Annotated in this window: 13 protein-coding genes; 8 read left to right on the forward strand and 5 right to left on the reverse strand. The window is 63.5% G+C overall.

Translation table 11 applies throughout. The annotated features are described in order from the left end of the window. The first annotated feature begins 65 nt into the window (after positions 1–65). Together G7Y29_RS03900 and G7Y29_RS03905 are read left to right on the forward strand one after the other, a co-directional pair. Positions 66–569 (forward strand): pyridoxamine 5'-phosphate oxidase family protein, encoded by a 504-nt coding sequence (locus G7Y29_RS03900; RefSeq protein ID WP_165002074.1) that lies wholly within the window; start codon positions 66–68, stop codon positions 567–569. Positions 570–690: 121 nt separating this feature from the next. Next, positions 691–1,617, forward strand: coding sequence for a bile acid:sodium symporter family protein (locus G7Y29_RS03905; protein WP_249399837.1), 927 nt, complete (start codon positions 691–693; stop codon positions 1,615–1,617). Here the strand turns inward: G7Y29_RS03905 and G7Y29_RS03910 are convergent. The 5 genes from G7Y29_RS03910 to G7Y29_RS03930 form a co-directional block, all read right to left on the reverse strand. Then, positions 1,598–2,677 carry a DUF4185 domain-containing protein gene (locus G7Y29_RS03910; protein WP_165002202.1) on the reverse strand — a complete coding sequence of 360 codons (1,080 nt, stop codon included), beginning with the start codon at positions 2,675–2,677 and terminating at the stop codon, positions 1,598–1,600. The genes G7Y29_RS03905 and G7Y29_RS03910 overlap by 20 nt on opposite strands. A 277-nt stretch (positions 2,678–2,954) precedes the next feature. Continuing rightward, positions 2,955–3,917: a hypothetical protein gene (locus G7Y29_RS03915; RefSeq protein ID WP_165002075.1), complete on the reverse strand. Its 963-nt coding sequence runs from the start codon at positions 3,915–3,917 to the stop codon at positions 2,955–2,957. Positions 3,918–3,920: 3 nt separating this feature from the next. Then, positions 3,921–4,337: a cupin domain-containing protein gene (locus G7Y29_RS03920; protein WP_165002076.1), complete on the reverse strand. Its 417-nt coding sequence runs from the start codon at positions 4,335–4,337 to the stop codon at positions 3,921–3,923. 52 nt (positions 4,338–4,389) lie between these two features. Then, positions 4,390–6,744 (reverse strand): ATP-binding cassette domain-containing protein, encoded by a 2,355-nt coding sequence (locus G7Y29_RS03925; protein WP_249399803.1) that lies wholly within the window; start codon positions 6,742–6,744, stop codon positions 4,390–4,392. Next, on the reverse strand, positions 6,741–7,673 hold the full coding sequence (locus G7Y29_RS03930; protein WP_165002077.1) for a DUF808 domain-containing protein: 933 nt from the start codon (positions 7,671–7,673) through the stop codon (positions 6,741–6,743). The genes G7Y29_RS03925 and G7Y29_RS03930 overlap by 4 nt, the downstream gene beginning before the upstream one ends. Positions 7,674–7,755: 82 nt before the next feature. Between G7Y29_RS03930 and G7Y29_RS03935 the strand changes: the two genes are divergently transcribed. The 6 genes from G7Y29_RS03935 (at position 7,756) to G7Y29_RS03960 (ending at position 14,389) form a co-directional block, all read left to right on the forward strand. Continuing rightward, a complete protein-coding gene (locus G7Y29_RS03935) occupies positions 7,756–8,094 on the forward strand; it encodes a DUF2218 domain-containing protein (protein WP_165002078.1) in 339 nt (112 codons plus the stop codon). Positions 8,095–8,281: 187 nt separating this feature from the next. Then, positions 8,282–9,874, forward strand: a complete 1,593-nt coding sequence (locus G7Y29_RS03940) for a peptide ABC transporter substrate-binding protein (RefSeq protein WP_165002079.1) — start codon at positions 8,282–8,284, stop codon at positions 9,872–9,874. Between the two features lie 120 nt (positions 9,875–9,994). Continuing rightward, positions 9,995–10,921 (forward strand): ABC transporter permease, encoded by a 927-nt coding sequence (locus G7Y29_RS03945; RefSeq protein ID WP_165002080.1) that lies wholly within the window; start codon positions 9,995–9,997, stop codon positions 10,919–10,921. Beyond that, the gene (locus G7Y29_RS03950; RefSeq protein WP_165002081.1) at positions 10,914–11,900 is read left to right on the forward strand and encodes an ABC transporter permease; all 987 of its coding nucleotides are present in this window, start codon (positions 10,914–10,916) and stop codon (positions 11,898–11,900) included. Before G7Y29_RS03945 ends, G7Y29_RS03950 begins: the two co-directional genes overlap by 8 nt. Next, positions 11,897–13,609: an ABC transporter ATP-binding protein gene (locus tag G7Y29_RS03955; RefSeq protein ID WP_165002082.1), complete on the forward strand. Its 1,713-nt coding sequence runs from the start codon at positions 11,897–11,899 to the stop codon at positions 13,607–13,609. Before G7Y29_RS03950 ends, G7Y29_RS03955 begins: the two co-directional genes overlap by 4 nt. A 195-nt stretch (positions 13,610–13,804) precedes the next feature. Beyond that, positions 13,805–14,389: an ECF transporter S component gene (locus G7Y29_RS03960; protein ID WP_165002204.1), complete on the forward strand. Its 585-nt coding sequence runs from the start codon at positions 13,805–13,807 to the stop codon at positions 14,387–14,389. The last annotated feature ends 2 nt before the right edge of the window (positions 14,390–14,391 follow it).

Raw genomic sequence — 14,391 nt, forward strand, 5'->3', positions numbered from 1 at the left:
CATCTGAACACTGGGTTAAGCATTCGCAAGCTATTATGGCCTTGTTAAAAGGTATGTTCGGAGTCATGACCTACCTGGATTCCGAATTCCTTTCCGGACTGTCCTCGCTGACCGGCCATGCCCCCGAATTTGACACTGGCGAGCTCCCCGGCGACCCGTTCGAACTGTTCGCAGAGTGGTTCAGAGCGGCAGTTGATGCGGGATGCGATGATGTGCGCGCCGCTACCGTCGCCACTGTCGATGAGAACGGCGTGCCAGATGCGCGCGTCATGAACCTTATGGAGCTCAGCGGCAAGGGCTTCTGCTTCGGTACCGGCGCCGAGTCGACCAAGGTCGAGCAGCTCAGTGACAGCCCCGTCGCCGCGCTGAACTTCTGGTGGCAGCCAATGAACCGCGCGGTGCGCGTCCGGGGAACCGCCCGTCTGGAGGCTGCCCCCAACGAGCACTTCAACATTTGGCGGATCGAACCGGTTCGCCTCGAGTTTTTCCAGGCGGTCGATGCCCGCAACGCCACGCGTGTTGAGTACAGCTTCGAGGCAAACGGCTGGGTGACAAAAATTCTTAGCTAGTGGAATTCACCTCCCATGGGCTGGGATAAGATATCTCAAACCCAGCACACAAGGAGGTCAACCGTGTCTACCCCCCCAATCCGCCACGGCGGTCGAAACAAACGAGGACCGATCTGCCGCGATCGCTGTCACCGCGTTTCCCGCTTTCATCCTCGCCGGCGCCGCCTTGGCGTTCTTCATCCCAGAGCCATTCGTGCCTTTGAAGCAGTACATCACGTACTTCCTCATGATCATCATGTTTGGCATGGGGCTGACCCTGACTATCCCCGATTTCCAAACCGTGTTGAAGCGCCCGATCCCCGTTGTCATCGGCGTGATTGCGCAGTTCGTGATCATGCCGCTCGGGGCAGTCGCGGTGGCGAAGGTGCTCAATCTCGACCCCGCCATCGCCGTCGGCCTGCTGATGCTCGGTTCGGTTCCGGGTGGCACGGCGTCCAACGTCATTGCCTACCTGGCCAAGGGCGATGTCGCTCTCTCGGTGGCAATGACAAGCGTATCGACGCTCATTGCACCTGTAATGACCCCGCTGATCATGCTGCTGCTCGCCGGGGAGAACGTCGACGTCGACGCGCGAGGTATGGCATGGACACTGGCACAGACGATCCTTCTGCCGGTTCTCGGTGGGCTGGTGCTGCGCTGTTTCCTCGATGCCTGGATGGAGAAAATCGCGCCGGTCCTACCGTGGATCTCGATCATCGGCATCGGCGGGGTGGTCTTTCCGACGGTCGCGGCAAACCGCGCGGCGCTGCTATCGGTCGGCGCGCTCGTCTTTCTCGCGGTCATCCTCCACAACGTACTCGGATTCTTGCTGGGCTACTTCGCAGCGCGCTTCACCGGTCTGCCGGAAAGTTACCGGCGCACCGTCGCTATCGAAGTCGGCACACAGTCGGCGGGCTTGGCCTCTGGAATGGCAGGCAAATTCTTCAGCCCCGAAGCCGCCCTTCCAGGCGCGGTAGCCGCCGTGATGCACAACATCAACGGCGCCATTTACGCCTCAGTTGCCCGCAGGTTCCCCACGGAGCGGGATCTTACTGGGGCTGCTCGGTGATCTGGGTCTGCTGAAGGAGCGAATCTTCCAAGAGTTGCTCCGAGATGACCTGGGCTGGGATCTCCTCGACGTTGAGGACCTGGGTGGTTGCGGCGGCCGGCTGGTTGATGCCGTAGAACTTATCTAGGCCCTTGACGTTGAACTGCACCGAGTTGTACCGGCTGTTGTTGTAGGTGTTCCACTGGGAAACGACGAGGTCCATGTTCGCCAGGGTGGAGCCCGTCACGATGTAGGCGCCGTACGGTTGCGAGAAGTTGAGCGGAGTTTGCTCCGCCTGCCACGGCCCGTTTTGCGCGATATTGGCCACCGGCACGGAGTTCCAGTCTTGGGCGAGGGTGTCGGAGATTCGGACCTCAATTTTGAGGGTCTGCTCGTTGAACATTGCCAGTACCCAGTGGCCCTCGATGAAACGCAAGTTCATCTCGCCCGCGCGGACGTTCGCGCTGAGGATCGGGGCGCCGGAGTTCGACCAGATCCCAGTCGAGGGGTCGAACAGCTGCCACTTCGAACGGTCGCCGATGTCTGCCAGCTGGAAGCGCGACAGGTACACCGGGTTCGAGCGGGTGAACGACGAGGACACCACGTAGATGTAACCGTCCGGGCCCTTCTCCCAGGAAATGAGGTTACCCAGGCCGTTCATATAGTTCGCTGATGTCGTGCCGACACTGGACCAGGTGCTGCCGTTGTTGGTGGATTTCCAGATTTCGGTGGACAGGACGTTCCCGATGCCTCTGTTCCACATGCCCTGCAGATAGAGGGTGCCGTCGATGTTGATGATGTCCGACGGGATAAGGGTAAGTTTGTCCCTGTGGTAGTAGTCGATCAGCTGCTGCACCCGGTCGCCGGCGTTGAGGGGCCGAATGATCTGGATGATGCCGTCGACAAGCTGGGCTACCACACCGACCGGGCTCATCCACTCTCCGCGCAGACCGGTTTCGCGGAAGGAGTCACCGAAAACGAGGGCGAAGGTGCCGTCACCCAGCGGAGCCATCATGCCTAGGTCGCCGGAGCGGAAACCGACGAGATCCGAGATGCCCGGGCCGAGGATGTCGGTCATGATCTGGACGATGAAGCCGCCCGGCATGACAACTGGGTCGCCCGGCTCCAGGTGGATGGGGGAGGGCGCCGCGGGACGCGAGCCCCCCGAGCTGAGGGAGCTCCCTGAGCTGAGGGAGCTCAGTGAACTCTGGGCCACCGCGGGAGGTGCGCAAACTAGGCCGGTGCTGAGGGCGGCGGTGGTGAGAGTGATCAAGGCGCGGGAGGGAAGACGCATGAGGAGCTCGCTTAGGCGTTAGAAGGAAAGCTTAAAAACACCTTGACAATAGCAGAGAATTTTCTCAGCGCCGGTGTCGTCCGTGCCGCCCTCGACCCTGTTGTTCGCGACGGATGCGAAGCTTCTCTACCTCGGTGAGATAGGTAGCGGAGGAGGCGCGGAAGCTCGTCGTTGGGGTGAAATCGATCGAGGGCACCGGTGTAGTAGGGCCAGATACGGGGCGGGCACCCAGCGCAGGAATGGCGAGATCCTCCGGGTCGACTGAACTATCGCGCTCCACGGTCACGGACCAGGTACCATCCGGGAAAACGGTCAAGTCCCAGGGGCGTCGGGGAGATTCCGGCGGGACCGTCAGTGCGGGCACGGGACGAGATTCCTCGGAAGAATCGCCGACATCGAGGCCGACCATACCTTCGATGATGTGGGCGCGCGCGCACACCTCGCGGTCGCGGGCAAGGTCGGCGAGCTGGTGGTTGTCTTCGTCGTTAAGCGTGCCCAAGACTCGCCCGTCGAGCGTGGCGACGACAGCATCACCCACCAAGGTCAAACCGACGAGCCACTGTGCGGGGGAGCGCAGCGCCAATTCTTCACCAGTGAACTCACCCGTCCCAGTGTTGATGAAAAACATCTCGCCGGGCGGCAGAACGGGGGCACCGCCCGGCGCGTCGTTGCGCGGGACAGCGAAGTCCGCCGGCGGGACAAAAATCTCCACCGCGAACCGGCCCTGCTCAGACTCGAACCGTACCCCAGCCAGCGTGGACGGCGTGAAGCCGGAAGCGTGGACGCGCTCCAGCGACGGGAAGCGCCCGCGGTGGCGTTCGGCGACCTCCCCGATCACAGCGTCACGGGCGTGCACCCGCCAGCCACGGGTCAGCGGGTCCGGTTCCAAGGTGACACTGAGGTAAGTAGTGCCGTAAATGTTCCCGATGTCGCTGAACAGCAACGGCTGCAGCACGTTGTCGACGGCGATTTCCTCCGCGGCCCCCCATGCCGACGGGGCGAGGGGGTAAACGGTCGGCCCTTTCACTGACTAGTGCTCAGCGGAGTCTGCATCCGCCTTGGTGGCGTGGAATGTACCGGGCTTGTGCTCCGGCGGGGCGTAGATGGAGTACACCTTCGCGGGCTCGTCGCCCTCGTTGACGAAGTTGTGCCACTTGCCGGACGGGACGAAGATCGCGTCGTCGTCATGAACGATCTCATCGAGCTCGAGCTCCGTCTCGCTGGTACCGATCATGGCGCGCAGGGTTCCCGCTTCGAGACGCAGGAACTGGTCGTGGCCGTCGTGGACCTCGGCGCCGATCTCGCCCCCTGCGGGGATGGACATGACGGTTAGCTGCAAGTTCTTTCCGGTCCACAGCGTGTCACGGAAGGCTTCGTTTTCTGTGGTCGCTTTCTCGATGTTGACGGTGTAGGGGTTCGGGCCCTTGTCGCCCTTGCCTTGGGACATGCTCTCTCCTTAGAGTCAGGGGACGTGTGTGCCCCCAAGGATACGCACTTTCTCACGCCGTGAATGAGCGCAAGTAACGCCCGGTGACAGAGTCGGGTTCACCGGCGATCGTGGTGGGTGTGCCGAGGGCGACGACACGTCCGCCGGCCGAGCCTGCGCCGGGGCCGATGTCGATGATGTGGTCGGCGCGGGTGATCACGGCCGGGTTGTGTTCGATGACGATCACGGTCGCGCCGTTGTCTACCAACCGGTCGAGCAGGTTGACCAAGATAGCGGAGTCGGCAACATGCAGGCCGGTGGTCGGCTCGTCAAGTACGAACATGGTGGCCTTGTCGGAGAGGTGGCTCGCCAGCTTCAGGCGCTGGCGTTCTCCGCCGGAGAGGGTTGTCAGCGGCTGGCCGAGCGTTATGTAGCCGAGGCCGACGTCTACAAGGTGACCCGCGATGCGCGCGGCGGCCGGCACCTTGTGATCTTTGTGCGCGAAGAACTCCGCAGCCCGGGTGGCGGGCATGTCGAGAACCTCGGCGATGGTGCGCCCGCCGAAGGTGTGCACGAGCACGGCGTCGTCGAAACGCTTGCCCTCGCACACTTCGCACGGCACGTCGACGCCCTGCATGATGCCGAGGTCGACGTAGACCACACCCGCACCCTTGCAGTTTTCGCACGCACCCTCGGAGTTGGGGGAGAACAGGGCGGGCTTGACCCCGTTGGCCTTGGCGAAGGCTTTGCGGATCGGATCGAGCGCGCCCGTGTACGTCGCCGGGTTGGAGCGGCGCGAGCCGGAGATCTGCGACTGGTCCACCCACACGGTGTTCTCGTCCAGGGGGATCGCCTGCACCAGCGACGACTTGCCTGAACCGGCCACACCCGTGATTACGGTGAGCGCCTCGCGGGGGATGTCGACATCCACGCCGGTGAGGTTGTTGGCGCTGGCGCCGCGCACCTCGATTTGGCCGCTACCTGCGCGGGCCTCGGAATCGGGTTTGAGGCTGTAGCGCTCGTGGAGGTGCCGGCCGGTCACCGTGTCGGCGCTCTTCAGCTCGGCCACGGTGCCCTCGAACACCACCACACCGCCGTCTGTTCCAGCGCCGGGGCCGAGCTCCACGACGTGGTCAGCAATCTCGATGGTTTGCGGCTTGTGTTCGACGACGAGGACGGTGTTGCCCTTGTCCCGGAGCTCGAGCAGCAGCGTATTCATCCGCTCGATGTCGTCGGGGTGGAGGCCCGCGGTGGGCTCGTCGAAGATGTAGGTCACGTCGGTCAAGGCTGAACCCAGGTGGCGGATCATCTTGATGCGCTGGACTTCACCGCCGGACAGGGTCGACGACGGCCGGTCCAGCGTGATGTAGCCCAGTCCGATGGTGACGAAGTGACCCAGTGTCTCCTGGATTGCGCCAACGAGCGGCGTAACGGACGGTACATCCACGGAAGAGAACCATTTTGCCAGGTCGGCGACCTCCATCGAGCATAGCTCGGCGATGTTCTTGCCGTTGATACGCGATTCGAGCACGTGCGGCGCGAGGCGCGTACCGCCGCAGGAGGGGCAGGGCCCGGAGGTGACGGCGCGCTCGACGAACTCGCGCATCGCCTTCTGCATCCCCTCCTTCTCCTTGCTCAGGACTGACTTGGTCAGCTTGGGGATCAGCCCTTCGTAGGTGGTGTTAAAGCCCAGGTAGTCGACCTTTTGGGGCTCCGCGAAGAGCAGCATGTCCAGCTGCTCCTTGGTAAAATCCTGCAGGGGTTTATCGGCGGGGAAAAACCCGGAATCCGCGTAGTGGCGCAGCTGCCACGACCCGGGTTTGTAACCGGGGACGTTGATGGCGCCGTCGTCAAGCGATTTTTGCTTGTCGACGACCTGCTCAACGTCAAAGGTCGACGCCCTGCCGGTGCCCTCGCACTCGGGGCACATCCCGCCGGTGCGCTTGTAGTCTTTGAGCACCTTTTTGTTGCCCCGGGCGTCGGTAAGCACGCCGCCGCCGCTGACGGAAGGCACGTTGAACGAATACGCCCCAGGGCCCCCTGCGTTGGGTTCGGCGATGCGCGAGAACAACACGCGCAGCATGGCGGTGGCGTCCGTCGCCGTGCCCACGGTGGAGCGCACGTTAGCGCCGAGCTGGTTCTGGTCCACCGTGATGGCGGTGGTGATGCCCTCGAGGCGGTCGACGTCGGGCCGCGCCATCGAGGGCATGAAGCCCTGCACGAAGGTGGAATAGGTCTCGTTGATCAAGCGACGCGACTCGGCCGCGATGGTGTCGAACACCAGCGAGGACTTGCCGGAACCGGACAAGCCGGCGAAAACTGTCAGGCGGCGCTTCGGGATCGTCAGAGAGACGTTTTTCAGGTTGTTTTCGTTGGCACCGACGACCGTGATGGTGTCGTGCCGGTCCGCGACATGGGCCGCGATCACGCCGCTGCCTTCTTCGACGGCAGAGCCTTCTTCACCAGTGTGACGACAGCAACGACAACGAAGCCCGAAATCAACCCGACGATGAGGGATACCCCGGTGTCCACGAGCCAGTTGAGGAAACCGTTTCCACCGAGTGCCTCTTGACCGACAACAATGAGGTGGTGCAGCCAGTGCCAGCCGAAGACCTCGTCGAAGCCGCGGATGATCAAGTGCCCGCCGACCCAGAGCATCGCCACGGTCCCGATGATTCCGATGGCGCTGAGGACGTACGGCATTGCCTTGACCAGCGCGCGGCCGAGACCCGGGGTATTGCCTCGGCGGATCATGCCGAGCCCGATGTCGTCCACCTTCACCAACAGGGCTACCGCGCCGTAAACGGCGAGGGTAATGAAGATGCCCACGGTAGCCAGTACCGCAGCCTCCATCCAGATCGGCTCGTCCTTTACCTCATCGAGCGAAATGATCATGATTTCGGCGGAAAGTATGAGGTCCGTGCGGATGGCGCTATTAACCAGCGCGTCCTCGTCCTTCGGGTCTTTGTCCGCACCGTGGTCCTCGGGTTCGCCGCTGTGGGAGGAGAACTTGTGGATGATTTTTTCCGCGCCCTCGAAGCACAAGTAGGCGCCGCCGAGCATGAGGATGGGCACCAGCGCCCACGGGGCGACGGCGTTGAGGATCAACGCGACCGGAAGGATGAAGAGCAGCTTGTTGCGCAGCGAACCCTTCGCGATGCGCCAGATCATCGGCAGCTCGCGCGCCGGGGTGACGTCTTGGACGTACTGCGGGGTCACAGCCGCGTCGTCGATCACCACTCCGGCGGCCTTGGCTGACGTCTTGGCCGCCATGGCCGCGATATCGTCCGTGGATGCGGCAGCGGTGCGCGCGATGAGCGCGACGTCGTCAAGCAGGGCGAGGAGGCCACCGGCCATGGGGTGCCCCTTTCTTTAAGAGGTATAGACGGGGAGACATGGAAATCCTAGTGCAACCAGGGTGCTTCGGTAGGGTGTGGTCATGTCTGAACTCGTCACCTCCACGGCCCGCGTCGCCACCGAGCGTCCCGCACGCTATGCCAAGCAACTGGCCAGCCATTTCAGCCGCAAGATCGAGACGGCTTTCGACCCCGATGCCGGGCGGGGCCAACTGATCTTCCCGAAGGGGGAAGACGGGGTGCCGATGGGCACGTGCGACATGCTCTGCGGTGACAACGTCTTGGTCCTTGCGATGGAGGCGCCAGTGCACGACATCGAGCGTGTCGAAGCGATCGTAGGGACCCATTTGGCCCGATTCGGGGCGAACGATGGACTCGTGGTCACGTGGGTGCGAGCAGGCGGCGAGGGGAGCCAAGGGTAAACAGGGGGTTAATTATTCACTCGCCCAGGCGTGACACGCAGGGGAAACGGAAGGGACTCTCAGGAGTCTCTTCAATTTTTCTTAAAAGTTCGTTTTCTGTGATGGAATAAACGGAGTTCGCCGAAGTGTGACTAGTCGCACTAAAAGGGCGAATCTGTATCTGGACAGACAACGAAGGAGATTCGCTTTGCGCTTCGGAAAAGTAGCTACCGCCATCGTGGCCAGCACGCTGACGCTGAGCCTCGCGGCCTGCGGCGGTTCGGACTCGGGCTCGAGCAATGCGGCGGGTGAGGGCGGGGACAACTACGTGCTTGCTCACGGTGTCGAGCCTCAAAACCCGCTTGTCCCGGGCAACACCAACGAGAACGGCGGCGGCCGGATCGTGGATAACATTTACTCCGGTCTCGTGTACTACGACGGTGAGGGCAAAGCCCACAACGAGCTGGCGGAGTCCATCGAACTCGAGGGCGACAAGACCTACCGCGTCACCCTGAAAGACGCTAAGTGGTCCGACGGATCCCCCGTCACTGCTGAGGATTTTGTCAAGGCGTGGAACTACACCGTGGAGAACGCGCTTCTCGGTTCCTACTTCTTCGAGCCCATCCTGGGCTACGAGGAGGGCAAGCCCGAGATGGAGGGTTTGAAGGTCGTCGATGACAAAACCTTCACCATCGAGCTGAACCAGCCGGAGGCCGACTTCGCCTCCCGCCTCGGCTACTCTGCCTACTTCCCGATGCACCCGAGCGCCTACGACGACATCGATGCCTACGGTGAGAGCCCGATCTCCAACGGCCCGTACAAGCTCGCGGAGTGGAACCACAACCAGGACGCCCTCATTGTTCCGAACGAGGAGTACCAAGGGGAGCGCGAGGCGCAGAACGACGGCGTGAATTTCGTCTTCTACGCGCAGCAGGACGCCGCGTACGCCGACCTGCTCGCAGGCAACCTCGACGTGCTGGATGAGATTCCGGACTCCGCGTTCGCGACGTTCGAGGATGAGCTCGGTGACCGCGCGGTCAACCAGCCGTCGGCAGTGTTCCAGTCATTCACCATCCCTGAGCGCCTCGAGCACTTCTCCGGGGAGGAGGGGAAGCTGCGCCGTGCCGCCCTCTCGCGTGCGATCGACCGTCAGCAGATCACCGACACGATCTTCCAGGGCACCCGCACCCCGGCCACCGACTTCACTTCCCCGGTGATCCCGGGCCACTCGGACAGCCTGGAAGGCGCGGAGGTGCTCCAGTACGACCCCGAGGAGGCCAAGCGCCTCTGGGCCGAAGCCGACGCGATTTCCCCGTTCACCGGAGAATTCTCTATCTCCTACAACGCTGACGGCGGCCACCAGGCGTGGGCTGACGCCGTGGCGAACTCGATCCGCAACACCCTGGGCATCGAGGCAGTGGGCAACGCGTACCCGGACTTCAAGTCCCTGCGCGACGACGTGACCAACCGTACGATCAACGGTGCGTTCCGCACCGGCTGGCAGGCGGACTACCCGTCGCTGGGTAACTTCCTCGGCCCCTTGTACGCCACCGGCGCCGGCTCCAACGACGGGGACTACTCCAACGCGAAGTTCGACCAGTTGCTCAAGGATGCTGCCAACTCCGGCGACATTGAGAGCGCAACCCCGATCTACAACCAGGCGCAGGAGATTCTCCTGACCGACCTGCCGGCGATCCCCCTGTGGTACTCCAACGTGACAGGCGGATCCTCCGAGAACGTCGACAATGTGACCTTCTCCTGGAAGTCCCAACCGGTCTACTACGAAGTGACCAAGAAATAACGGCTCAGTGAGTCCCACCCGCCCCGCTCGCGCTCTGCCGGCGGGGCGTCAGTCTTTGCGCCATAAATAGTATTCAAACAATTGCAAATATAGATCAACAGAATAGGAGAGCCCGCGACCATGTTGCGTTACATCGGGCGACGCCTCCTCCAGATGATCCCGGTATTCTTCGGCGCCACGCTGCTTCTGTACGCGCTGGTGTTTTTGATGCCGGGTGACCCGGTCCAAGCCCTCGGTGGCGACCGTGGACTGACGGAGGCGGCGCGAGCGCGCATCGAGGCTGAATACAACCTCGATAAGCCTTTCATTGTGCAGTACCTGCTTTACCTCAAGGGCATTTTCACCGGAGACTTCGGCACCACGTTCTCGGGCCAGCCAGTCTCCTCCGTGATGGCGAACGCCTTCCCCGTCACCATCAAGCTCGCGCTCATGGCGCTGGCATTCGAGGCCTTCTTCGGCATCATCTTCGGCGTCATCGCCGGCGTGCGCCGCGGCGGAATCTTCGACTCCACCATCCTCCTCGTCTCCCTGTTCGTCATCGCGGTACCGTCCTTCGTCATCGGCTTCGTGCTCCAGTACGTCGTCGGCGTGCAGTGGGGGCTTTTGCCTGTAACGGTGGGGCGCAACGAAACGTTTACTGCGCTTCTCATGCCGGCGGTGGTGCTCGGTGCCCTGTCCTTCGCGTACGTTCTCAGGCTGACGCGCCAGTCCGTGAGCGAGAACCTGCGCGCCGACTACGTGCGCACCGCCCGAGCGAAGGGTCTAGGCAACGGCCAGGTGATGGGCCGACACGTGCTGCGCAACTCGCTCATTCCCGTGGTGACCTTCCTCGGTGCAGACCTGGGCGCGCTCATGGGCGGCGCGATCGTCACCGAGGGAATCTTCGGCATCAACGGCGTCGGCGGCACGATCTACCAGGCCATCATTAAAGGCGAGCCCGCCACCGTGGTGTCCTTCACCACGGTGCTGGTCATCGTCTACATTGTGGCCAACTTGATCGTCGACCTCCTCTACGCCGTTCTCGACCCAAGGATCCGCTATGCCTAACCCCGTGCCAGCTCAAGGAGCAGAAAACCTTGTCGACGCCCGCCTGCGACGCGGGCAGGAATACTTCATCGCGGACACCGACGAGACCGGCCTCGGCGCCGTCGACGCTGTGCCCGACGACTCCGCCCCTTCCAGCCAGTGGGGTGAGGCCTGGCGTTACCTGCGCCGACGCCCGCTGTTCTGGGTCTCGGCCGCCCTGATTCTCTTGGCACTGGCGATGGCCATCTTCCCGAGCTTGTTCACCAGCGTCGACCCCCGCGAGTGCGTCCTGTCGCGCTCATTGGCGGGGCCGGAGGCCGGCCACCCCTTCGGCTTCGACCGCCAGGGCTGCGACATTTACTCGCGCACCATCTACGGTGCGCGCGCGTCCGTGACTGTGGGCGTGCTGACTACCGTGATCGTCAGCCTTCTCGGTGCACTGGTCGGGGCGCTCGCCGGGTTTTACGGCGGCGTCCTGGATACCATCCTGTCGCGCCTGACGGACATTTTCTTCGCTGTGCCTCTCGTGCTCGCGGCGATCGTCGTCATGTCCATGTTCCAGAACAACCGCTCCATCTGGATGGTGGTGTTCGCTCTAGCTATGTTCGGCTGGACACAGATCGCCCGCATCACCCGCGGAGCGGTCATGGGGGTAAAAAACGACGAGTTCGTCACCGCCGCCCGCGCTCTCGGCGCCTCCGACGCACGAATCATCGCTTCCCACATCATGCCCAACGCCGCCGCGCCGATCATCGTCTACGCCACTGTTGCGCTCGGCACGTTCATTGTCGCCGAGGCGACGTTGTCCTTCCTGGGCATCGGGTTGCCCACGACGGTTGTGTCGTGGGGCGGCGACATTTCAGCGGCGCAGGCGTCGCTACGCACCCAGCCGATGGTGCTGTTCTACCCGGCTATCGCGCTCGCGCTGACGGTGCTGAGCTTCATCATGATGGGCGACGCCGTGCGCGACGCTCTTGACCCGAAGGCGAGGACCCGATGAGTTCCAGCATTTCTAGCACCGCGGTTGAGCAGCCGCTGCTCGACATCTCCGATCTCAAGATCGCCTTCGAGTCAACCACCGGCACCGTCGAGGCTGTACGCGGCTTCGACCTCACCATCTACCCTGGCCAGTCTGTTGCCATTGTCGGTGAGTCTGGCTCCGGCAAGTCCACGGCGGCCATGTCCATCCTCGGGCTCCTGCCCGGCACGGGCAAGGTGACCAACGGCTCAATAAAGCTCGAGGGTGAAGAGCTGACTCAGCTGGATGAAAAGGGGTGGCAGGCTGTCCGCGGCGACCGCATCGGCCTAGTGCCGCAGGACCCGATGAGCAACCTCAACCCGGTGTGGCGAATCGGCACCCAGGTGGAGGAGTCTCTGCGCGCCAACAACGTCGTCGAGGGTTCCAAGCGTCGCGAGCGTGTCGTCGAACTGCTCGAAGAGGCCGGCCTGCCGGACGCTCAGCGTCGCGCGAAGCAGTACCCGCACGAGTTCTCTGGCGGCATGCGCCAGCGCGCGCTCATCGCCATCGGGCTGGCTGCGCGCCCGAAGCTGCTCATCGCCGACGAGCCGACGTCCGCCCTCGACGTAACGGTGCAGAAGAAGATCCTGGACCACCTGGACGTGCTCACCCAGGAACTAGGGACAGCCCTGCTGTTGATCACCCACGACCTCGGTCTCGCGGCGGAGCGCGCGGACTACCTCGTTGTCATGCACCGCGGCCGCATCGTGGAGAAGGGCCCGAGCCTGCAGATCCTGCGCAACCCGCAGCACCCGTACACAAAGCGCCTTGTCAAGGCGGCTCCGTCTCTGGCGTCGGCACGCATCCAATCGGCCAAGGCCAAGGGCCTTAAGACGGAAGAGGCGCTGACCAGCGGCCACGTCAGCAACGAAGCCGTCATCCAAGTCGCGAACCTGGTCAAGGAGTTCGACGTGCGCGGAGCACGCGGCGCCAAGAAGCTGCTCCGCGCAGTCGACGACGTCTCCTTCGACCTGCGCCGCGGTTCCACATTGGCCCTGGTCGGCGAGTCCGGTTCGGGCAAGTCCACGGTGGCCAACATGGTGCTTTCGCTGCTGGAGCCCACGAGCGGCTCAGTGACGTTCGAGGGCCGGGACGTTTCCTCCCTCAAGGGCCGCGAGCTGTTCGACATGCGCCGCAAGATGCAGGTGGTGTTCCAGAACCCATACGGCTCTCTGGACCCGATGTACTCCATTTACCGCTGCATTGAAGAGCCTCTGACCCTGCACAAGGTAGGCAACCGCAAGCAGCGCGAGGCGCGCGTCGCGGAGCTGCTCGACATGGTGCAGATGCCGCGCTCGGCCATGCGCCGCTACCCGAACGAGCTCTCGGGCGGGCAGCGCCAGCGCATCGCGATCGCCCGCGCGCTTGCGCTCGGCCCGGAAGTCATAGTCCTCGACGAGGCGGTGTCCGCGCTCGACGTGCTGGTCCAGAACCAGATTCTGCAGCTGCTCACCGGCCTGCAGGACGAACTCGGCCTGTCGTACCTGTTTATCACCCACGACCTGGCCGTTGTGCGCCAGACCGCTGACGACATCGTGGTGATGCGCCAGGGCAAGGTCGTGGAACAGGGCACCGCGGATCGGATCTTCGACGACCCGCGCGACGAGTACACGCGCAACCTCATCAACTCCGTCCCGGGCCTCAACATCGAGCTGGGCACGGGTGAGAACCTCGGAATCGAGGTGAACTAACCCAGATGGGCGGGAGCGCTCACCGCAGCCTGTACAGTGAGCGCCACAACCACATACGCACGGGTGCTCCCTAGGTCAGCGAGGGGGCTGAGACGCGGCGGCGCTGCCTCCGCCGCGAACCGTTGAACCTGATCCGGGTAATTCCGGCGCAAGGAAGGACTTTTCACAGTGAGCAACTCTCGGCCCCATGCACGCATGCAGTGGCGCGTTATCGACATTGTCACCGCCGCGGTTCTCGGAGTGGCCTGCGGCCTGATCTTCTGGGTGTGGAACAGCGTCGGCTACGCGGGCTTCACCGCCATGGACGCGCTGACCCCGGGCCTCGGCGGCCTCTTCAACGGGGTCTGGTTTATCGGCGGAATCATCGGTGCTCTCGTGATCCGCAAGCCCGGCGCGGCCATTTTCGTCGAGGTGCTCGCAGCGAGCGTCTCCGCAGCGCTCGGAAGCCAGTGGGGCATCGAGACCATTTACTCCGGCCTCGCCCAGGGCCTTGGCGCGGAGCTCGTGTTCGCGGCCTTCGCTTATCGACGCTTCTCGCTGACGGTCTCCATCCTTGCGGGTGTGGGCGCGGGCATCGGCGCGTTCATCCTCGAGCTCGTCACAGAAGCGCACCTCGCGATGAGTTTGACCTTCAACGCGATCTACCTCGCGTGCACCGTCCTCTCTGGTGCGGTCCTCGCCGGTGTGCTCGGTTGGATGCTAGTGCGTGCCCTGGCGCAGACGGGGGCGCTCGACCGCTTCGGCCCCGGCCGCGAACGCCTCACCCAGCCTGCGGCGTAGGG

It is taken from the genome of Corynebacterium qintianiae (assembly GCF_011038645.2).
Lineage (GTDB): Bacteria > Actinomycetota > Actinomycetes > Mycobacteriales > Mycobacteriaceae > Corynebacterium > Corynebacterium qintianiae.

What these genes read in the sequence shown, in the direction of transcription:
- G7Y29_RS03945 (WP_165002080.1), top strand. Translation starts at nt 9,995, where the DNA reads ATGTTGCGTTACATCGGGCGACGCCTCCTCCAGATGATCCCGGTATTC.
- G7Y29_RS03900 (WP_165002074.1), top strand. Translation starts at nt 66, where the DNA reads ATGACCTACCTGGATTCCGAATTCCTTTCCGGACTGTCCTCGCTGACC.
- G7Y29_RS03950 (WP_165002081.1), top strand. Translation starts at nt 10,914, where the DNA reads ATGCCTAACCCCGTGCCAGCTCAAGGAGCAGAAAACCTTGTCGACGCC.
- G7Y29_RS03960 (WP_165002204.1), top strand. Translation starts at nt 13,805, where the DNA reads ATGCAGTGGCGCGTTATCGACATTGTCACCGCCGCGGTTCTCGGAGTG.
- G7Y29_RS03920 (WP_165002076.1), bottom strand. Translation starts at nt 4,337, where the DNA reads ATGTCCCAAGGCAAGGGCGACAAGGGCCCGAACCCCTACACCGTCAAC.
- G7Y29_RS03955 (WP_165002082.1), top strand. Translation starts at nt 11,897, where the DNA reads ATGAGTTCCAGCATTTCTAGCACCGCGGTTGAGCAGCCGCTGCTCGAC.
- G7Y29_RS03930 (WP_165002077.1), bottom strand. Translation starts at nt 7,673, where the DNA reads ATGGCCGGTGGCCTCCTCGCCCTGCTTGACGACGTCGCGCTCATCGCG.
- G7Y29_RS03935 (WP_165002078.1), top strand. Translation starts at nt 7,756, where the DNA reads ATGTCTGAACTCGTCACCTCCACGGCCCGCGTCGCCACCGAGCGTCCC.